Source organism: Bifidobacterium magnum (genome assembly GCF_000741255.1).
In the GTDB taxonomy this organism is placed as follows: Bacteria; Actinomycetota; Actinomycetes; order Actinomycetales; family Bifidobacteriaceae; genus Bifidobacterium; species Bifidobacterium magnum.
In genome coordinates this window covers 179,621-200,131 of the sequence record NZ_JGZB01000003.1, presented here as the reverse complement: position 1 = coordinate 200,131, position 20,511 = coordinate 179,621, and the positions used below count along the sequence as shown (strand labels likewise).

The following is a 20,511-nucleotide window of genomic DNA, read 5'->3' as shown; positions in this document are numbered from 1 at the left end:
TTTTCTGCATTTTGAGACATGAACCGCGGCGTGTCTGTCTCAAAATGCAGAAGTTATATACAAAATGGGGGTACGGCATACGCCGCACCCCCATTGTTTTTGCTACGCGAGTCTTTTCACGCCGTTTCAGCTTTTGCTGAGCTCATTGAAAATCGGCTGGTTCTGCCAATCCATCGTGAACCCCTTGACTCCCGCTGCGGCCACGCCCACGGCGTTGCTGTAGTACAGCGGGATGGAAGGAAGCTCGTCGAGCAGAATCACCTCGGCGTCCTGATAGACTTTGTTGCGCTCATCTTGGTTCGTGATGCCCATGGCCTTCGTGAACAGGGCGTCCACGTCGGCGTTGCGGTAATCGCCATCGTTGGCGCCCTTGCCATCAGCTGCGGCCGAATCATAGATCTGATACAGGTAGTCTTCGATGGACGGGTAATCAGGGGTCCAACCCGTACGGAACGCGCCCTTCATGGAACGTTCGTCGATTGAATTGCGGAACTCCTGGAACGTTGGCACGGGGTTGGCCGTGGCCTTCAAGCCCACTTCGCCGAGCACGTTGTTGGCGGAGTTGACAATGGCTTCGAATACGGGCTTGAAACCCTTGTCGGCGTCATAGGAGAACACGAGCTTGCCGTCATACTTGGAGATGGCGTCGGCCTTCTTCCACAATTCCTTGGCCTTGGCCGGGTTGTACTTGAGGTTCTCGGAATTCTTCAGGTTGTCGGCGTAGCCGGGGATGGCCGGCGAGCTGAAGTCCGTGGCCACGGTGCCCGTGCCACCGAGCACCTTCTCCACGATCTCCTCGCGCTCGATGGCCATGGACAGCGCCAGGCGGCGCAAATGGCCCTCTTCCGTATCCACCTTCCAGTGTTCGTAATCGGACGGGATCGTAAACGCCTGGATCACGGAACCGGCCTTGTTGTAGGCCTCGACCGACGAGTCCTTTTCGAACGTCTTGATAGCGGACGCCGGGATCGTGCCCGTCACGTCAAGATTGCCGCCCTGGACGTCGGAATACGCGGAATCGGCGGAAGTGTAGATCTTGAACGTCACACCGTCGTTGGCCACTTTCTGCACGCCCTTGTAATCGGCGTTCTTCGCCAATTCAATCTGCGAGTTGTGGTCCCAGTGGGTGAATTTGTACATGCCGTTGCCGACGGGGTTCTCCCCGAACGCCTTCGGATCCTTGTAGAACGACTCGGGCAGCGGCGCGAACGCGATATAGCCGACCTTCACGGGGAAAATCGAGTCGGGGCTGTTCAGGTCGACGGTAAACGTCTTGTCATCCACCACGTTCAGGCCCGACAATTGCTCGTCACCCTGCAGCTTGTCGGGATCCTGCAGCTCGTCATATCCCTTGATCATCGAGAAGAAGGAGGAGCACTTCTGCGCGTTCTTGGCGTTGGCCACATAGCTCCACGCCTTCGTGAAGGATTCGGCGGTCACAGGCGTACCGTCGGTGAATTTCCAACCGTCCTTGAGTCTGACGGTGTACTGCGTCACGTCGTCGTTGGGCGTGATGGAGTCGGCGACTTACATCTTTGCGTCGCCCTTGTTGTCAAACGCCACCAGATTGGCGAACAGCAGCTGGATGACCATGGCGCCGCTCGTCTCATTGGTATTGCCTGGAATCAACGTGTTCTGCGGCTCAGTGTTGAAAGCCGTAATGACATTGCCGCCCGCGTTTTCGTTGCTGGCGCTCGGCTCGGCGCTTCCGCAGCCTGAAAGCAGCATGCCGATGGCGCATGCGATGGCCGCGAGCGTAGTTGCGCTCTTCTTCCTCATGGATATCTCCCGTTAGTTTGATCTCGGAGTCGGAAAGGCATGCCAAAGCGCATCCGTGGATCTCACGAATGCCCGTTTGGGTAGCCGTTTCTGCGATTCAACGTCCATCCGTGCGGATCATAAAATTTCCCGTTCGGGAAACATCATCTTCGTACACGCGCCGCGAACGCCCGAAAAATGGGGCCGGAAACCGCGGCGTGCTTGATGGGCTTGCGGACAAGAGTAATAGCGGTCGTGTTCACTATGTAAACCGCAGGCAACACAACTGTTACCTCCACGCATCCATTTACGATAATTTTCGCTGGAATTCGGCGATTCGACACAAAATCATCGTCATATGAGCCAAAGAACCGGAACAATATACATGTCCAATATGCGGACAGCCCCTTGCTTGAGGCAAGGGGCTGTCAACAAAAATCCGGAATCCAGCGCGAATCAGGCCAACGGCTTGGCTTCCTTGATAAGCACCTTCATGGCGCGGCCGTTCGGGGCCTTGTATTCGACCGTGTCACCCACATGGGCGCCCAAAATGGCAGCGCCGACGGGGGACTCGGGGCTGATCACGTCATAATCGGTGGCCACGGCGATGTCGCGCGAACCGATCACGTACGTCATGTCGCGGCCGCCCAGCTCGATCGTGACAAGCGAGCCGTTGCCCACGGTGCCGGCCTTCGGGGCCTTGAGGATCTTGGCGTTGCGCAGCTTGACGATCAGCTCGTTGATACGGCCTTCGTTCTTGCCCTGTTCTTCGCGTGCAGCCTGGTATCCGCCGTTCTCCGACAAATCGCCTTCGGCTCGGGCCGCGGCGATACGCTCGGTGATCTCCTCGCGATATTCGCCTTCGCGGTACTTGAGCTCTTCCTGCAGCTTGTCGTAGGCTTCCTGCGTCAGCAGTACCGTCTTTTCTTCCTGTTCCATGATGCCTCCTACCAGCATCCCGGCGCATACCCCTGCGCCGGTAATAAGGCGAGCACCGGCTCACGCCGGTGCTCGCTACCAATTACGTCTAGTGACTCGATGTTCAGCGCGTCGAAATGATGTCGATAACGAACACCAGCGTATCGTCACCGCCAATACCCGCGGCCGGCATGCCATTGCGGCCATAGCCGTACTCCGGCGGAATCGACACCAGCAGGCGGGAGCCGACATTGTGACCCGGAACCGTCTGGTCCCAACCACGGATGACCTGGCCTACGCCAATGCCGAACGTCGCCGGCTGGTGACGGGCGAAGCTTGAATCGAACGGCTTGTCGCCGCCCCAAACAATACCTTCATAGTTCACCGTTACCTGGTCGCCGCGGCGTACAACCGGACCATCGCCTTCTACCAGTTCCACAACCTTCAGGCCCTTGGGAGCTTCACCTTCCGGAAACTCGAACGTGGGGGCGGCGCCAAACGTGGCTTCTACAACAGGCATCTGTGCAGCCATAATGTGTTCTCCTTTATGCTGTTGCATACACAACAGTCCCCTAGCGTACCACGAATATGCGTGTGAGATGTACGCCATACACGAATAGGTGCCCCCCGGCGGGACTCGAACCCGCACGCCGTAGCGGTCGATTTTAAGTCGACTGCGTCTACCATTCCGCCACAGGGGCACAGCGACGGTAGCCATCGCCTTGGGTATTATTGCACAATTCCCCTATTTGGGCAAACTTCCGGCTATTTGAGCAGGCGTTGTCCCAGATCCAGCACCACGCCGTCGAGCAGGCCATGTTCGCTCGTCACATAGGAGTCCATGTGCTGGCCGTGGTCTTCGAACGCGCGCTCGGCCACCCGCTCCAGCACGCACGACCACGTCGCGGCGCCTCCGTTGATCACGTCCACGCGTCCGGGGTGGATCGTCTTGTAGGTGGCGCGCTCGGCACGCGGCATCGACGCGAATTTCGCATCGGTCGCGAGCATTGTCTTGTAGTCCATGCGCACGCCGTTGACGGCCGTATGGTCGTAGTGGTCAAGCCCCATGGCCAACGCAGTCATCGTGGTCACGGTTCCCGAAACGCCAATAATGGTGCGCGTTTTGCCCAGCGGCACGGTCTCTTCGGCCTTGCGGATATGGTCGTCGACATCCTCGCGCAGCTCCTGCAGCTCCTCGGCGGTCGCCGGATCATGGTGCAGATGGCGTTCCGTCATGCGCACACAGCCCACATTCATCGAATAGGCCGCCACAACTTGCGTAGCCGGCTGCGTCACACCGTCGCCGCCCAACACCAGCTCCGTGGAGCCTCCTCCGAGGTCCACCACAAGGAACGGCGGTTCGGCATGCAGCTGCGGCATGTGCACTATGGCGTCGCTGGCCGCCAGGAAGCTCAGTTCGGCCTCTTCCGTTCCCGAAATCACCTCGGGGCGCACACCCAGAATGGACTCGACCGTATCTTCGAATTCCTCGCGGTTTTCCGCGTCGCGCGTCGCGGAAGTGGCTACGAAACGCAACGCTTCCACGGGATGTTCGCGCAAAATCTCGGCGAACTCGCGTACGGCGGCATAGGTGCGTTCCAATGCGTCTTCTGCGAAACGGTGGGTACGGTCGACACCTTCGCCCAAACGCACCACACGCAGCACACGCGGCACCACATCCTCATAATGGCCGTCGGCGAATACTTTTGCGACTTTCAGGCGGATGGAATTGGTACCGCAATCGATACCGCCCACCACCACATAATCGCGCGACTGTTGCTCATGTGCTGCTTGTGGCATATTTCCTCACTTGTCCGTATGCGCTGACTCTTCTTGCGTCGATTCCTGGATGGCGCAGCGGCATGTTTGCGGGTCGAATTCACCGCGAATGCGCTCGAGCACCATGTCTCCGATCGGGTTGATCCCGCTTCCCATCACGAGCGTTTGGCCCAGCAACGCGTGCAGGCACTTTACGCGCACGGGAAGGCCTCCGGCGCTGATGCCCACAATATGTTCTTCACTGTCGCCCAGGCGATTTGCCAGCTCATGGCGAAAAGCCAGGTAATATTCATGGGCATGTTCATACTGCTTGCGCAATTCCTCATCTTCGGCAAGCATGGCGTTGAATTCTTTCATCATGCCGTCGGCTTCCAGCCTTGAGACGGCTTTCACGGCTTCCGGACTCGTCAAATAGCACGTCGTCGGGAACGGGATGCCGCCTTCCAGCAGCGGCCGGGTAATCGTCACAAGCGGCGTTCCGCAGGCGCAGCGCGCGCCCACCGCCACCATGCCCCTGGGATAACGGCCCAACTGTTCCTGGACAATACTCATGTCTTCCGGCGTGGCCGGCTGCGCCAGAATGCGGTCGAGCATCTTGCTCACTTCGCTGGTAATGGTCGGATCAAATGACGCGGTGGCCTGTGGTGATGTCACTGTGCGGTTCCTTCTATGTCTTGGGATGGTTGCGTCGGCTGCGCGCTCTCGCCGGACGTCTGTTCCGGCTCTTGGGCGCTCTCGCCATGCGTTGCGCTTTTCTCCTTGTCAGCCTCGCGCAACGAGTATGCCAGTTCGCTATACCATGGCAGTGTGGTCTGCGTGGTGGTTTTGGACGCCGGAGCGTCGTCCGGATCGGTATTCTTGCCCGTCACCGCCTCGGGATGCTCGACTTTGATCGGAGTCTCCCCCTCAAAGACGAATCCAAGCCGTTCGCGCGCCTGCGCAATGACATAGGCCTTGTCGTCCCAGCGGGATATGTCGTTTTCCAAATCGTGTTTTTGCGCGGTCAATGACGATTCCTGCTTTTTGAGCGACTCCAACTGCGCCAGATTCATCGCGTATATATGGAAGGTGGAGATGAGTTGGATCGCACCCAAGGCGATGATGATCAGGGCGACGCAGAATGCAATGGGACCAGCGTTCGTAGACGATTTCGCTCGGGATCGTTTTTCAGACGCTTTGCTGGTTCGTTTGCTCATATGAGATGAAAATACCCGCTACATTCGACGTATCGAAGTAGCGGGTATGCGTTGCAATCAAATGGAGATCAACATACGGTGCGGAGCACCGTCACGATCACATGTACTGCTTGCAGGCCTTGAATGCGCTGTAGCCGGCGTACTGTGCGGTCGAGCCGAGCTCTTCCTCGATCTCGAGCAGGCGGTTGTACTTGGCAATGCGCTCGCCACGAGCCGGAGCACCCGTCTTGATCTGGCTGGTGTTCTTTGCGACAGCCAGGTCGGAGATGGTGGTGTCCGGGGTTTCGCCGGAACGGTGGGAAACCATGGAGGTGAAGCCGTTCTTCGTGGCCAGTTCGATGGCGTCGAGCGTCTCGGACACGGTGCCGATCTGGTTGAGCTTCACGAGCAGGGAGTTGCCTGCACCCATGTCGATGCCCTTCTTCAGGCGCACCGGGTTGGTGACGAACAGGTCGTCGCCGACGAACTGGAGGCGATCGCCGAGCTTCTTGGTGATCTTGGCCCAGTCTTCCCAGCCTTCTTCCTGGAACGGATCCTCGATGGAGACGATCGGGAACTCGTTGATCAGGTTCTCGTAGAAGTCGAGCATGTACTCGGCGTCGCGGTCTTCGCCGTCGAAGCGGTACTTGCCGGTTTCCCTGTTGTAGAACTCGGAGGAAGCCACATCAAGGGCGATACCGATCTGCTTGCCCGGCTCGTAACCGGCGGCGGAGATGGCGTCCATGATGTACTTGAGGGAATCCTCGTTGGTCTTCATCTTCGGAGCGAAGCCGCCCTCGTCGCCGAGGCCCGTAGCCAGACCCTGCTTCTTCAGGACGTTCTTCAGCGTGTGGTACACCTCGACGCCGGCCTGCAGAGCCTCGGAGTAGGTCTCGAAGCCGTACGGGGAGATCATGTACTCCTGGATGTCCGTAGCGAAGTCAGCGTGAGCGCCACCGTTCATGATGTTCATGTTCGGCACCGGCAGGATGTGGCCGTTGATGCCGCCGATGTAGCGGTACAACGGCTCTTCGGCGGATTCGGCAGCCGCGTACATGGCAGCCAGGGACACGCCGAGGATTGCGTTGGCGCCCAGACGGCCCTTGTTCGGGGTGCCGTCGAGCTCGATCATGAGCTGGTCGATTGCGCGCTGGTCGGAGGCATCCATGCCGATGACCTTCGGAGCGATTTCGTCGTTGACCGCGGCAACGGCGCCGAGCACGCCCTTGCCCTGGTAGACGGACTTGTCGCCATCGCGGCGTTCCCAAGCCTCAGCTTCGCCAGTGGAAGCACCGGAAGGAACGAGACCCAGGCCACGTGCGCCGTCTTCGGTGTCGAGAACGACCTCGACGGTCGGGTTGCCACGGGAGTCAAGAATCTGGCGTGCGTAGACGCTTTCAATAACTGCCACAACTACTCCTTTATGTATAGGTTGTGATGACACTTCACAGCGTAGTGGGTTTTGTGGACGAGTGGCAACCTTGCTATCAGAAAAATGTGAGCGTTAACAGCCTCCGTTCTTCCTACTGTTGCTTGGCTCCCGGTTTCCATGCCAAATCGTCGAGCAGCTGCTGTGTCCAGCGAATAATCTCGTGCGACGACATGGGTTTGCCGCCTAAGGAACCCGCGAAAGGCGTTGGAATCACATAGGTTTGCGTTACCGGGCGGTACTGGGCCCCGCGATAAATACGTGAGATGCGGATTTGGACGGAATCCGCCGGCTTTACCTTGGCCACGCGCATGGTCTTGCCTTGCGCGAAGATTTCGGTAATGCCCATAAGGCGTGCGCGTTCACGCAATCTTGCGATGTCGAACAGCGCGTGGAACACTTCCGGCGGCTCGCCATAACGGTCCGTAAGCTCCTCCTGTAATTGCGTCAAATCGTCCTCGTTGCGCGCCGAAGCCAGTTTGCGGTACACCTCGAGGCGCAGCTTGTCCGAATCGATGTAGTCCACGGGAATGGACGCCTCGATGGGCAGGTCGATGGACACGGCCACGGGCTCCACGCGATCCGGTTCCTTGTATTCCTCGATCGCTTCGGACACCATGCGCACATACAAGTCGAATCCCACGCCTTCAATATGGCCGCTTTGCTCGTCTCCCAGCAGGTTGCCCGTGCCGCGCAGCTCCAAGTCCTTCATGGCCACGTCGAAGCCGGAACCCAACGCGGTGTTCTGCGCGATCGTCACCAGGCGGTCGTGCGACTGTTGCGTCATCGGCTTGGTCGGGTCATACAGGAAATACGCGTACGCGCGTTCGTGGCCTCGGCCCACTCGTCCACGCAACTGGTGGAGCTGGGACAGGCCGAAGCGGTCGGCATGGTCCACAATCAGCGTGTTGGCGTTGGAAATATCGAGACCCGTTTCGATGATCGTGGTCGTCACGAGGATATCGATATCGCGATGCCAGAAGTCGCGGATAACCTGGTCGAGCTGCTTTTTGCCCATCTTGCCGTGGGCGATGGCGATTTTCGCTTCGGGAAGCAGTTCCTGCAGCTTGGCCGCCGTGCGGGAGATGTCCTCCACACGGTTGTGCAGGTAGAACACCTGGCCGCCGCGCATCATTTCGCGCCGCACGGCCGCCACAACCTGGGAATCCTCATAGGGGCCCACATAAGTGAGCACGGGCAGGCGGTCTTCTGGAGGCGTGGCGAGCGTGGACATTTCACGGATGCCCGTCACGGCCATTTCCAGCGTGCGCGGGATTGGCGTGGCTGAAAGGCTCAACACGTCCACATTGGTGCGCAAGGCCTTGAGCGTCTCCTTGTGTTCCACGCCAAAACGTTGCTCCTCGTCGATAATGACGAGCCCCAGATCCTTGAACTTGATTTTCGGGTTCAACAGTTTGTGCGTGCCGATCACCACGTCCACCGTGCCGTCTTCCAGCCCGCGGATCGTCTCGTTGATCTCCTTGGTGGTCTGGAATCGGCTCATGGGCTTGACGACCACGGGGAATCCCTCAAAACGTTCCGTGAACGTCTCGTAATGCTGTTGCACGAGCAACGTGGTCGGCACGAGCACCACAACTTGCTTGCCGTCCTGCACGGCCTTGAACGCCGCGCGCACGGCGATCTCCGTCTTGCCGAATCCCACGTCGCCGCAAATCAGGCGGTCCATCGGCAACGGCTTTTCCATATCGGCCTTGACGTCGTCAATGGTGGTGAGCTGGTCGGCGGTCTCCTGGTACGGGAATGCGTCTTCCAATTCCTTCTGCCATGGCGTATCCGGACTGAACGCGAAGCCCTTCGTACGCTGGCGGGCCGAATACAGCTTGATGAGGTCTTCGGCCACTTCATGCACATGCTTTTTGGCCTTCGCCTTCGTGGTGGCCCAGTCCGAACCGCCCAGCTTGTTGAGTTTCGGCGCGTCGGACCCGATGTACTTGCTGACCAAATCCAGCTGGTCCGTGGGGATGAACAGCTTGTCGTTGGGCGCGTTGCGCTTGCTTGGCGCATATTCGATGACCAGATACTCGCGTGTCGTCTCGTTGACGCCCTTGCCCGTGGTGCGCTGGCGCATTTCCAGGAAACGGCCGACGCCATGCTGTTCGTGCACCACATAGTCGCCGGGCTTCAGTTCCATCAAATCGATCGACTTGCGGCGCTTTTTCGGCGTCTTCTGATGCGCCGCCGCGCCGCTGCGTCCCGTAATGTCGCGTTCCGTAAGCACGGCGAGACGGGCGGACTTGTCGACAAAACCGTCCGTCATCTGCGACTGGATCGCGTCAAATCCGCTAATTCCAGCCGTTTTAAGCATACGTGACAGACGCGAGAGAATGCCGTGGGCGACAGCCGTCACCACGATTTTGTATCCGTCGCTCACCATCTGTTCAAATCCGCGGGCCGTCTTGTGTTCGTCCGCACGGAAATTCTCGGCTGGAACCGCATCGATTTGCACATGGCCGGCCAACGACGAGTCAACCGGGAACGCGGTGACGTTCCAGACGTCATGGGCGCTGTTGTCCAACGCTTCAACGGTCTGTTCATAATCGTAAAAACTGGCCTGATCGAAGGAAATGGGGGCGCTCGTGGCGTGGCCGGACGCGGCCACATGCCAGCTTGTGGCAAGGAATTCCTGGGCGGTGGTCACCAAATCGTCCACGGACCGGCGCAACTTTTCAGGATCGCACAGCATGACCACGCTATGGCGCGGCAGCAATGAAGCTACCGACTGCATATGGTCCACAAGCGCCGGCACCAACGATTCCATACCTTCCACGGGCACGCCGTTGGCAATGGATTCGAGCATGTCGTCGGCGTTGGCAATGGAACCGATCAATGCGCGGGCGCGATTGCGCACCTCGTCGGTCATCTGCATTTCGCGGCATGGCGTGGCCCACACGCGCGCGATCTCGTCACCAAACGTGCGCTGGTCGGAAGCGTGGAACGCGCGGATCGAATCCACCTCGTCTCCGAAAAACTCGATGCGCACAGGATGCGGCAATGTGGGAGGAAACACGTCAATGATGCCGCCGCGCACGGCGAACTCGCCGCGGTCCATCACGAGGTCGGCGCGCGTGTAGGCGTTTTCCACCAGCGCGGCAACGGCCGCAAACATGTCCATCGATTCACCCCGCTCGAACACGAGTGGCGTGATATCGCCAATACCCGCGACCACGGGCTGGATCAGCGAGCGCACGGGCATCACGAGTACGCGGATGGGGCTGAACAGGTCGCTGCCTTCCTGCGGGTGCGCGAGGCGGCGGAACACGGCCATGCGGTTGGCCACGGTGTCCGCACGAGGCGACAGGCGTTCGTGCGGCAACGTTTCCCATGCGTCAAGCTGGGCGATGTCGTGCGGATCGCCGTCATACCATGAGCGGGCGGCTTCGACGAATTCCTCGCTTTGGCGGCTGGAAGGCACGACGACCACTACGGTGCGGTTTGCGGCCGTGGCGGCGGCGAGCGCCGGGCGGATGCCCTCGGGCGCACCCACGGTGAGGTTGGCGGCGCTGGCGGCCGTATCCGGTGTGATATCGCCGTGGACCAGATCGCGCAAAGCGGTGTCCGTTTCCAGGTCGGTGAGCAAATCGGCCAGTTCGCCGCATGGCTTGGGCTGGAAGGTTTCGGTGGAGCGGGCGGAAGTCGCCGGTTGTGCGCTAGTCGTGGTCGGTTCCCCTTCTGGTGTCAAATGGCGTGGAACAAATGGTCGGGAATAGGAAATGGTCAGGAGCGCGCGTTGAAAATGTCTTGCGCGTGCGTGAGGCCTTGGAACATGATCGTTTCGGCGGCGTCGGCCCCGTCGGCGAGGAATTCGGGCATCATTTTGCGCTGTTGGGCGTTGAATCCGCCGAGTACCCAGTTGATCGTGTTCTCGTGGGCGTCTCCGGCGCGGCTGGCGTGGCCTGTTCCCATGCGCACGCGGTCGTATTTGTTGGTTCCCAGCGACTTGTCGATGGATTTGATGCCGTTGTGGCCGCCCGCGGATCCGCCGTTCTTCACTTTGATACGGCCGAAGGCGAGGTCCATGTCGTCATGGATGACGAGCACGTGGTTGGCGGGAATATGGTAGTAGCTGCAGATGGAGGAGACCGCTTCGCCGGAATTGTTCATGTAGGTCAGCGGCTTGGCCAGGAAGAACTTCTTGGATTCGCCGTTGAGGCGCATGACGCCTTTGCCCAGATCCGCCAGGCCCTTGTGGTTGGAGAAGTTGACGCTCCAGCGTGTGGCGAGTTCGTCCGCTACGGCGAATCCCATGTTGTGACGGGTGTTGCGGTATTTTTCCCCGGGGTTGCCCAAACCTACGATGAGCCAGAATTCCGATGCTTCAGCCATATGTCGTGTCCTTATCAGCGGCGCGTTCAGTCTTTTCCCATTGGCAATTCAATGAAAACCAACCGCCTATCTTAATGTTCATGGCTGACGGGCGGCGCATGCTTAGCGGGTAGCAATAGCCATGGCGTGCCGGGGTGCTACAGGTCGAGATCCCAATAGCTCATGTCGCGCAGTACTCCCGTGGCATCGTAGGCGGCATGGGACATCACGCCATAGCGCATGAACCCGTATTTGCGGGCCAGCGCGCAAGAGGCCTCGTTGTCCGCGAAAATGAGCAGCACGGCCTTGCGCATGCCGCGATGTTTGGATTCTTCGATGAGCCGTTCCATAAGGAAGCTTCCCACATGCTTGTGCCGCCAGTCGGGGTGCACGTAGTACGCGTAGTCGGTCACGCCGTCATATCCCGCGCGCGCGTGGAATTGGGACATGGCGCCAAAGCCCACCACGCATGGCGAACCGTCCTCCCCCATCGCTTCCACCACGAATACGCCGTACGGGTATTCATGCGAGCGAACCCATTCGGTGCGCTGTTCAATCGTTCTCGGGGACGTGTCCGCGGAAGCTCCGCCCGCCGTTACGGCCGCATTGTAGATGGACGTGATGGCCGGGATATCCTCTGGACGAGCGGCGCGAAAACTGTAGGTGTAACAATGAGTGCCCATGCCAGAAAGACTAGCATGGGCACTGTTATGCGGCCGTTACGCTGCGCTGTTGCGGTTTCCCGGAACTATTGCAGCTCGAGCGCCTTGTTCAGCGCGGTTTCGAGCTTCTTCTGGGCTTCGCCGTAAGCGCTCCAGTCGCCCTTCTTCATGGCCGCGTCGGAATCCTTCATGGCCTGGGCCGCGTCGCTCAATGCGGACTTGAGCTCGCTGGAACCTTGCTGCGGCGAGGATTCCTGCGCCTTGTCCTCGGAAGGAGCGGACTGGGAACCCGTGGTTCCCGCGTTGTCGGCGTCTCCCGCGGAAGCACCCGAATCGCCTTCGAACACCTGGTCAAGCGCCTCGTTGAGCGTGTTCGCGAAGCCGACACGGTCGCCGAAGGCGACCAGCACCTTCTTGAGCAGCGGGTAGCTTGTGTTGCCCGACGACTTGACGTAGACGGGTTCGACATACACGAGGCCACCGCCCAACGGAAGCGTCAGCAGGTTGCCGCGTTCCACTTGCGTGGAGCCCGATTGCAGCAGGTTGAGTTCCTTGGACACGTCGGCGTTCGCATTGAAGTTGTTTTGCACCTGGCCCGGGCCCGGCACATTCGTGTCCTTGGGCAGTTCCTGCAACCTGATGGTGCCGTAGTTCTTGCCCTTGACGCCCTTTTCGCGTCCCGCGTCCGAATCCACCGACAGGAACGCCGTGAGAATTTCACGCGTGTTGGTGCCGGCCGGAATGTAGGAGCTGGTCAGCGAGAACAGCGGTTCCTTCGAGCCGCCTGTCTGCAACGTCAGGTAGTAGGGCGGCTGCTGCACGTCTTGCTTCTGCTCGTTGGCGGAAGCCGTCGGATCCACAGGCACCTGCCAGAAGTCCTCGCCCGAGAAGAACTGCGCGGCCGTGGTCACGTGGTAGCGCGACAGCAGCTGGCGCTGCACCTTGAACAGGCCTTCCGGATAACGCATGTGGCTCATCAAGTCGCCCGTCATCTCGGAGATCGGCTTGTACTGGCCCGGGAAAATCTTTTCCCACGCCTTGAGCACAGGATCCTCGGTGTCCCACGCGTACAGGTCTACGGAACCGTCATACGCGTCCACGGTGGCCTTCACCGAATTGCGGATGTAGTTCACGTTCTTGTCGCTCAGGCTGGAAACCGTGTCGGAGGAAACCGTGGTGGAGTCCTGCGTGGCCTCGCCCAAATCCACCTTCTGGGAGTACGGCATGTTGTCGCTGGTGGTGTAACCGTCCACAATCCACTTGACGCGGCCGTTGACCACCGCCGGGTACACGCGGCCGTCGAGCGTCAGGTACGGGGCCACCTTGGCCACGCGTTCCTTCGGGGAACGGTCGTACAGGATCTGCGAATCGGGCGTCACACGGTCCGAGAACAGGATCTGGTCGGATCCGAAACGGATCGCGTACAGCAGGCGGGCGAAAATGTTGCCCACCGACGGGCCGCCGTTGCCGGTAAAGGTCGTGGTCGCGCCCTTCGATCCGGTCGGGTAATCGAATTCCCACGGTGTGGTGCCTTCCGGCGCGCCCACAATCGAATATTCGGGAGCTTCCGGGGAGAAGTAGATGCGCGGCTCGTAATGCTGGGTTTGCGTCAGGTAGCCCTGCGTCGGAATGCCGTATTCGAAGAATTCCGGCTGGCCGTCGCTCGTCACCCTGTTGCCGTAGGCGGCCACCACACCATAGCCGTGCGTGTACACGGTGTGGTCGTTGACCCAGTTGCGTGCGTCGTTGCCGTTGAGGTCGAGCTCACGGGCGGCGATCACCGTGTCCTGGGACGTGCCGTCGATGTCGTACTTGTCCACGGCGAGCGTGTCGGCGAAGGTGTAGTACTGCTTCATCTGCTGCAGCTGCTTGAAGGTCGGGGACACGATCTGGGGATCGAGCAGGCGGATCTGCGCCGTCGTCTCCGTTTCATGGGCGAGCGCGCCCGCTTCCACCTTCGTCGTGGCGTCGTATTCCTCGGTCTTGACCGAATCCAGCCCATAGGCGGCGCGCGTGGCGTCAATATTGTGCTGGATGTACGTGGATTCCATTTCCTGCGCGTTCGGGTTTACGCGGAAACGCGTCAGCAGCGCCGGATACACGGTAGTCAGCAGCAGCGAGAGCACAATGGCGCCCGCCACAGTGATGGCCGGAACACGCCAGGCGCGCCATGCGGCGCCCGCAGACGCGTACTGCGTTCCCGCATTGGCCGACAGCGCCTTGGAGCGCATGATCCACACGGCCAGAAGAATGCCGACCACGGCCGTCACGCCGGCCATGATGAACATGACGGGAATCGTGGCGTGCGTTGTGGTGTACGTGGCGCCCGTAATGCGCGAGCCCGACTGCGTGAGCGTGTTGAACACGCCAACCACTTGGCTGGCAGCCCAAGAAAGCATGGCCAAGAGCAGCCAGATGGCGATCTGGCGGCGTCCGCGCGGCGTCATGGCGAACAGGCCGTTGCCGTGCACGGGCATCGTGAAACGGATGCCACCCATGGCGATATGCGTCACGATCGAGAAGATCAGCCCCACGACCAGCATGATGTTAAGCGCGGTAAGCAGCAGCTGCAGGCCCGGCAGCACAAACACGTAGAAGCCCTTATCGAGGCCGAAAATCGGATCGGTAGTACCAAACGACTGGCCGTTGAACATGAGCAAGATCTCCGACCAGTTCATGTTGAACTGCGAACCGAAAATCAGGCCCACCACAATCGAGCACACCACGGCGATCCGTCGGGCAGAGCGCGAGCTGACAGACTTGCCCACCTCAATGGTGTCGCCATGGAAACGAATCGTGGATCCGTCCGCGAAATCGGGGCGTGCGCGGATGGCGAGCGTGGCGCTAATGTAACTGACCACGGCGAGGACCGCCACATAGGCGACCCACAGGCCCACGCGAGTGCCGAGCTGCGTCCATACCACCGACTCGAATCCGAGTTGGCGGTACCACATGATGTCGGTAATCAGGCGCGCCAAACCGAAGAAGACGCCCACAATAATGACCAGAGCGAGTACCACGCCGATCAGGATTTTGCTGCCGCGATTTGAATGGGGACGTTGCGGCTGACGCCCGATACGGGGATTGTTGATATGCGGTGGCACGTTGCCGCCATTGGCATTGGTATCGTCGCCATCCGCTTCGACGTTGATAATAATAGGATCATCCTGGTTCCGCGAATTCCTGTTATTCCGGGGAACCTTGGGTCCAAACGCATCAAAGAAAGACATTCTTTTAGCATAAGCTACGGTATGCGCGCGATCCTCTCATAGAGCGAAATCACACAATTCCCTTGCAATTTCCTTGCAAATGGCGGTTCCGCCCAGCCCCGGCAGCCACCTTACAGCCCGCGAATTTCCTTTTCGCCACTCCCGATGCCACAATAGGCGCTATGAAGGGCCACCATATTCATTCTCATTCCCCGTGCACGAAGCGTATCCGCCATATCCTCTACACAATCGCGTTAATCGGCACCGTGGTGCTCGTCATTGTGGGACTTATTGGCGCGGCGCTGTTCTTCGGAAGCGACGAATGGCTCAACCGCGGCCGACATGCCACAGCCCACGCTTCCTCGTCGTCGCAGGCCGACATGCATAAAAGCGCGGTCCCGGATTCATCCAAGGACCAGGGCAAAGATGCCAAAGACGGCAAGGACGGCGCCAATTCCAAGGATGACGCCGCCGCGGCGCTCACCACGCCCGAAGATCTTCTCGACCAGGCGCTCGAGAAGATGACGCTGGAGGAACAGTGCGCCCAGCTCATCATGGTGCCGCTTAACGCGGGAGAGGACCCTTCCGCGCTCAAACCGTGGGTGGAGCATGAACATGTGGGTTCCGTGTTGCTTATGGGCAACTGGAACGGCGGCACGGCGGATGTGCGCAAGGTCACGTCCGCGCTCGTCTCCTACGCCGACCCCAAGCTTCCGCTGTTCATCGCCACGGACCAGGAAGGCGGGACAGTTCAGCATCTGCAGGGCACGGGATTTTCCACAATTCCCAGCGCTTATGAACAGGGACGCATGGCGCCTGAAGAGTTGCGTTCCAACGCCCAACAGTGGGGCGAGCAATTGCACACCGCGGGCATCAATATCGATTTGGCCCCTTCGGCCGACATGGTGGTGATCGATCGCGGCAGCAATGCGCCCATCGGCGCCCTGAACCGCGACTTCGGCCTGAGCGCCGACGGCACCGCCGACCATGCGATCGCGTTTATCCAAGGCATGAAACAGGCCGATGTCGGCGCCACGCTCAAACACTATCCGGGCTTGGGGGCCGTGACGGGCAACACCGATTTCACGGACCAGGGCACTGTGGATACCGTCACGTCGGAAAACAGCATCGGACTAAGCGCGTTTACCAAGGCGATCCAGCAGGGCGAGCCGAGCATGGTCATGATTTCGTTGGCCATTTACGAGAACATCGACCCGTACCATCCGGCCGTGTTCTCCTCCACCGTCATTCAAAACCTGTTGCGCGGCAAAACGGGCTATAAAGGCGTTGTCATCTCCGACTCGTTGTCGGCGAGCGCCGTGCAGGGGTACGCTCCTACCGATTTGGGAGTCCTGTTCGTCCAGGCCGGCGGCGACATCGTATGCCTGAACGACCGGTCGCTTGTCTCGCCCGTGCTGCAGGGGCTCGTGGCCACGGCCAAAAGCGACCCGGCGTTCGCCAAGCAGGTCAAGGAAGCGGCGCGGCGCGTGCTGACGCTCAAGTACAAGATGAATCTCAACCAGAAAAGCAACTAGCGGCGTATCACGCAAATTGTGCGTTGTACAGCTTCGCATAGTTGCCGCCGCGTTCCAGCAGCTCCTCATGCGTGCCCTGTTCGAGGATGTCGCCATGTTCCATGTACAGGATCAGGTCGGCGTCGCGGATGGTGGACAGCCGGTGGGCGATCACGAAGCTCGTACGCCCTTTCATGAGCTCCGTCATCGCTTTGCTGATCGCGGCCTCCGTGCGCGTGTCCACGGAGCTTGTGGCCTCGTCGAAAATCAGCATGGCCGGATCGGCGAGGAACACGCGCGCGATCGTAAGCAGCTGGCGTTGGCCGACGGAAAGGTTCGCCGCCTCGTTGTCGAGCACGGTTTCATATCCCTGCGGCAGCGTCCGGATAAAAAAGTCGGCGTGCGCGGCTTTGGCCGCCGCCACGACCTGTTCGCGCGTGGCGCCTCGGTTGCCGTAGGCGATGTTTTCCGCAACGGTGCCACCGAACAGCCACGTGTCTTGCAATACCATGCCGAAATTGGCCCGCAATTCCTCGCGTGTCATGTTCGCCGTGGACACGCCGTCGAGCGTGATGCGGCCGCCGTCGATTTCATAGAAGCGCATCAGCAGGTTGATCAATGTGGTTTTGCCCGCTCCCGTGGCTCCCACAATCGCGATTTTGCGTCCGGGTTCGGCTTTGAGGTTCACGTCTTTCATAAGCGGCGTGTCGGGACGGTATCCGAACCGCACATGTTCGAATTGCACGCGTCCTTGCACGGGTTGCGCCACATGCTCGGGTTCGGCCGGATCGGGCCGTTCCTCGGGCGCGTCGAGCAGCGCGAACGTGCGTTCGGCCGAGGCGAGCGAGGATTGCAGCGAATTGATCGTGTAGCTCGCTTCCGTAAGCGGTTCGCCGATCAGGTTGATGTATTGGAAAAACGCCTGCACCACGCCGATGGTCAGGCGCCCGTGCGCCATCATCCATGAGGAGACGAGCGCGATGACGATCATGGCAAAACGGTTGAACATGCGGATGAACGGGTTGACGCAGTTGACGAGGAAATCGGCGTGCTGCGAGATTTTGCGCACGTCCTCGGTCAGCTCGCGGATGCGCCGTACGCTCGAGTCCTGCCGGTTGGCCGATTTGATCACGTCGCGCCCCGTATAGTATTCCTCGACCAGTCCCGTAAGTTTTCCGATGCTGCGCTGGCGTTGCGAGGTCACGGCCAGCGTGCGCGCGGCCACCGCCTTGGTGATCAGTATGTTGATGGCGATAAAGAACGCGAATACGAGCGTCAGCTGCCACGACAGGACAATCATGATGATAATTGCCGACATTATCGAGGCGATGGCGCTGATCAGGCGCAACAGTCCCGTCTGCATCGTTTCCGAAATGCGGTCGAGATCGTTGGTGACTTTGCTCAGGACTTCGCCGGGCTTGTTGTCGTCAAAGAACTTGAGTGGCAGTTCCTGCAGTTTCGCGCTGATCTGTTCGCGCAATGTCAGGTTGAGCCGTTCCGCTACCGACGCCATCATGTAGACGGGAATGTAATAAAGCGCGCATTCTCCCGCATACAGAAGCGAGAGGATCACAATTTTCCAGCCCAGTCCGTCCGGCCCCCATCCGAGAACGAACGCCGTGTGGTGGCGCCATCCCTGTTCCACGGCGCTCCATAAGTCGTTGATAACCGTCACGCTATACAGCGGCGCACCGATATGAAACACGGTTTGCACCGCCATGATCGACATCACGAGGAAGAGCCGCGTACGCTGGTTGCCAAGCTGTTTGGCGAGCCGCATGGCCGTGGCCCAGGTGTGTTCCGGCGCGTCCGTGTCTTCGTTGTCGGGATCCTTGCCACGGCTTTGCAGGTCTTCCGTGATCTTGTCCGACGAGCTGAGATCGTCCAGTTGCCGTTCGTCGCGTTCCGGATCGAACATGTGGTCCATGAGCCCCCCCCCCTACTCGTTGTCCTGCTGCGTTTGCGAGGCCACGATCTCGCGGTACACGTCGCATTCGCGCATCAGCGTCTCGTGCGTGCCGCGGCCCACAATTCGCCCTTGCGACAGCACAAGGATCTCGTCGGCGTGGCGGATCGTATTGACGCGCTGGGCAATGATGAGCACGGCCCGGTCCCCCATGTCTTCTTGCAGCGCGTGGCGCAACGCGGCGTCCGTGGCGAAATCAAGCGCGGAGAACGAGTCGTCGAACACGATCAGTTGCGACTCTCCCATCAGGGAACGCGCAATCGAGAGCCGCTGACGCTGGCCGCCAGAAAAATTCATGCCGCCTTCCGCCATGGGCGAGCGCAATCCGTCGGGAAGTTTGGAAACGAACTCTTCGGCTTGGGCGACTTGTAGGGCGTGGCGGATTTGCTGTTCGTCGGCGTCTTCGTCGCGCATGCGCAAATTGTCGGCAAGCGTGCCCGACAGCAGCCATGCGCGCTGTTGGACGAGGGCGACGCGCTCGCGCAGATCGCGTTGCGTCATGCGTCTGACGTCGACGCCGTCCAACGTGATGCTGCCCCAGTTCGCCTCATGGAACCGCATGACGAGCATGGCGATGGTGGATTTGCCCGCCCCCGTGCCGCCAATGATGGCCGTCGTCTTGCCCGTGCGGCAGGTAAAACTTACATGGCTGAGCGCATCTTCCTCGGCGTCGGCGAAACGGAACGTCACATCGTTGAACGCCAGCACTTCCCCGTCGTCAAGAGGCCCGCGGCCGGCCATCGGCACGGTGTCTTCGACATCGGGATCCTGGATGCTGGGCGTGAAATCAAGCACTTCGCGTATGCGACGGCAACATTCCAGCGAACGCGGCAACATCACGATAAGCATTTGCGCCATCATGAGGTAGAACAGGCACATGACGGCGTATTCCACAATCGCGTAAATGTCGCCAATGCTGAATTGCCTCACGCTGATCAGCGGACCGGCCGCCCAGTACACCACGCATACGAACAGGTTGATCATCAGATAGCTGAGGCCGTCGAGGTTTGCGAACAGCCGATTGCCGCGGATGGCGGTGTCCGCGTAGTCGCGGAAGGTGCGGTCCATGCGGTCGCGCTCGAAGGCTTCCTGTCCGAAAGCCCGGATAACGCGCGCGCCCGTCATGTTTTCCAGCAGGACCGCGCCGATGCGGTCCAACAATTTTTGGAGTTTGCGGAACAGCGGCGCCGCGGATTTCATGATGAACGCCGCGATAATGATGACGAGCACAATGACGCCCACCAAGCACCATGCCAGCGGCACGGAGGCACGGAAGGCGAGAACCAGGGAAATCGCGAAAATGAACGGTACGGGCATGATCACCATGACGGCGTTCGTGATCATGACCTGGATGATATTGACGTCGTTGAGCGTGCGCGTGGTCATCGAGGCCGTTCCGAACGAACGGAAATCGAACATCGACAAATCGAGCGACTTTTCATAGACGGCGTCGCGCAGATCCTTGGCGACGTGGCTCGACAATTTCGCCACACACCATCCGCCCGTGATCGCGCACGCCGAGGCGAGCAGCGCCACCGCGGCCATATTGACGCAGGTGGAGACCATCGCGCGAAACGAACGGCCCACCGCCCCCTCATTGATCAATTGCGCCACGAAGGTGGGCACGAGCAACGTCGCCAACGACTCCACGAACGACAACAGCACCGTAACCGTGGCGAGTTTCCAATACGGTTTCATGTACCGCAGGACCAAACGCATAACCTATCCTCCCGGAGATCATGGGACGGCCCTTCCACTGTGCCACGCGCGATTTTTGC

The 20,511-nt window shown here is 59.9% G+C and carries 13 protein-coding genes, 1 tRNA gene and 1 pseudogene; 1 reads left to right on the top strand and 14 read right to left on the bottom strand.

What is annotated here, in order from left to right:
* Positions 1-126 precede the first annotated feature (126 nt).
* The 12 genes and pseudogenes from BMAGN_RS02820 to BMAGN_RS02765 form a co-directional block, all read right to left on the bottom strand.
* Positions 127-1,779, bottom strand: a pseudogene (locus BMAGN_RS02820) (peptide ABC transporter substrate-binding protein).
* Between the two features lie 435 nt (positions 1,780-2,214).
* Positions 2,215-2,697, bottom strand: coding sequence for a GreA/GreB family elongation factor (locus BMAGN_RS02815; RefSeq protein WP_022859198.1), 483 nt, complete (start codon positions 2,695-2,697; stop codon positions 2,215-2,217).
* A gap of 103 nt (positions 2,698-2,800) precedes the next feature.
* On the bottom strand, positions 2,801-3,208 hold the full coding sequence (locus BMAGN_RS02810; RefSeq protein WP_022859197.1) for an FKBP-type peptidyl-prolyl cis-trans isomerase: 408 nt from the start codon (positions 3,206-3,208) through the stop codon (positions 2,801-2,803).
* Positions 3,209-3,297: 89 nt separating this feature from the next.
* A tRNA-Leu gene (locus tag BMAGN_RS02805) sits at positions 3,298-3,377 on the bottom strand.
* A gap of 64 nt (positions 3,378-3,441) precedes the next feature.
* Positions 3,442-4,476: a Ppx/GppA phosphatase family protein gene (locus BMAGN_RS02800; RefSeq protein WP_051126584.1), complete on the bottom strand. Its 1,035-nt coding sequence runs from the start codon at positions 4,474-4,476 to the stop codon at positions 3,442-3,444.
* Between the two features lie 6 nt (positions 4,477-4,482).
* On the bottom strand, positions 4,483-5,049 hold the full coding sequence (locus BMAGN_RS02795) for a DUF501 domain-containing protein (RefSeq protein ID WP_051126606.1): 567 nt from the start codon (positions 5,047-5,049) through the stop codon (positions 4,483-4,485).
* Positions 5,050-5,105: 56 nt separating this feature from the next.
* The gene (locus BMAGN_RS02790) at positions 5,106-5,651 is read right to left on the bottom strand and encodes an FtsB family cell division protein (RefSeq protein ID WP_026501866.1); all 546 of its coding nucleotides are present in this window, start codon (positions 5,649-5,651) and stop codon (positions 5,106-5,108) included.
* 97 nt (positions 5,652-5,748) lie between these two features.
* Positions 5,749-7,041, bottom strand: a complete 1,293-nt coding sequence (eno, locus tag BMAGN_RS02785; RefSeq protein WP_022859196.1) for a phosphopyruvate hydratase — start codon at positions 7,039-7,041, stop codon at positions 5,749-5,751.
* Between the two features lie 112 nt (positions 7,042-7,153).
* Complete coding sequence (gene mfd, locus BMAGN_RS02780; RefSeq protein ID WP_026501865.1) at positions 7,154-10,666, bottom strand: transcription-repair coupling factor; 3,513 nt, start codon at positions 10,664-10,666, stop codon at positions 7,154-7,156.
* A 128-nt stretch (positions 10,667-10,794) separates the two neighbouring features.
* Complete coding sequence (gene pth / locus BMAGN_RS02775) at positions 10,795-11,403, bottom strand: aminoacyl-tRNA hydrolase (RefSeq protein ID WP_022859194.1); 609 nt, start codon at positions 11,401-11,403, stop codon at positions 10,795-10,797.
* A 137-nt stretch (positions 11,404-11,540) separates the two neighbouring features.
* Complete coding sequence (locus BMAGN_RS02770) at positions 11,541-12,065, bottom strand: GNAT family N-acetyltransferase (RefSeq protein WP_022859193.1); 525 nt, start codon at positions 12,063-12,065, stop codon at positions 11,541-11,543.
* Between the two features lie 65 nt (positions 12,066-12,130).
* Positions 12,131-15,274, bottom strand: coding sequence for a UPF0182 family membrane protein (locus tag BMAGN_RS02765; RefSeq protein ID WP_022859192.1), 3,144 nt, complete (start codon positions 15,272-15,274; stop codon positions 12,131-12,133).
* Between the two features lie 161 nt (positions 15,275-15,435).
* On the opposite strand from BMAGN_RS02765, the gene BMAGN_RS02760 reads away from it, so the two are divergent.
* Positions 15,436-16,788 (top strand): glycoside hydrolase family 3 N-terminal domain-containing protein, encoded by a 1,353-nt coding sequence (locus BMAGN_RS02760; RefSeq protein WP_022859191.1) that lies wholly within the window; start codon positions 15,436-15,438, stop codon positions 16,786-16,788.
* 7 nt (positions 16,789-16,795) lie between these two features.
* Here the strand turns inward: BMAGN_RS02760 and BMAGN_RS02755 are convergent, their stop codons facing one another.
* Both BMAGN_RS02755 and BMAGN_RS02750 read right to left on the bottom strand, forming a co-directional pair.
* A complete protein-coding gene (locus BMAGN_RS02755; protein WP_022859190.1) occupies positions 16,796-18,694 on the bottom strand; it encodes an ABC transporter ATP-binding protein in 1,899 nt (632 codons plus the stop codon).
* A 12-nt stretch (positions 18,695-18,706) separates the two neighbouring features.
* A complete protein-coding gene (locus tag BMAGN_RS02750; protein ID WP_022859189.1) occupies positions 18,707-20,452 on the bottom strand; it encodes an ABC transporter ATP-binding protein in 1,746 nt (581 codons plus the stop codon).
* Between the last annotated feature and the right edge of the window lie 59 nt (positions 20,453-20,511).

What these genes read in the sequence shown, in the direction of transcription:
- BMAGN_RS02815 (WP_022859198.1), bottom strand. Translation starts at nt 2,697, where the DNA reads ATGGAACAGGAAGAAAAGACGGTACTGCTGACGCAGGAAGCCTACGAC.
- BMAGN_RS02810 (WP_022859197.1), bottom strand. Translation starts at nt 3,208, where the DNA reads ATGGCTGCACAGATGCCTGTTGTAGAAGCCACGTTTGGCGCCGCCCCC.
- BMAGN_RS02800 (WP_051126584.1), bottom strand. Translation starts at nt 4,476, where the DNA reads ATGCCACAAGCAGCACATGAGCAACAGTCGCGCGATTATGTGGTGGTG.
- BMAGN_RS02795 (WP_051126606.1), bottom strand. Translation starts at nt 5,049, where the DNA reads ATGCTCGACCGCATTCTGGCGCAGCCGGCCACGCCGGAAGACATGAGT.
- BMAGN_RS02790 (WP_026501866.1), bottom strand. Translation starts at nt 5,651, where the DNA reads ATGAGCAAACGAACCAGCAAAGCGTCTGAAAAACGATCCCGAGCGAAA.
- pth (WP_022859194.1), bottom strand. Translation starts at nt 11,403, where the DNA reads ATGGCTGAAGCATCGGAATTCTGGCTCATCGTAGGTTTGGGCAACCCC.
- BMAGN_RS02770 (WP_022859193.1), bottom strand. Translation starts at nt 12,065, where the DNA reads ATGGGCACTCATTGTTACACCTACAGTTTTCGCGCCGCTCGTCCAGAG.
- BMAGN_RS02765 (WP_022859192.1), bottom strand. Translation starts at nt 15,274, where the DNA reads ATGTCTTTCTTTGATGCGTTTGGACCCAAGGTTCCCCGGAATAACAGG.
- BMAGN_RS02760 (WP_022859191.1), top strand. Translation starts at nt 15,436, where the DNA reads ATGAAGGGCCACCATATTCATTCTCATTCCCCGTGCACGAAGCGTATC.
- BMAGN_RS02755 (WP_022859190.1), bottom strand. Translation starts at nt 18,694, where the DNA reads ATGGACCACATGTTCGATCCGGAACGCGACGAACGGCAACTGGACGAT.
- BMAGN_RS02750 (WP_022859189.1), bottom strand. Translation starts at nt 20,452, where the DNA reads ATGCGTTTGGTCCTGCGGTACATGAAACCGTATTGGAAACTCGCCACG.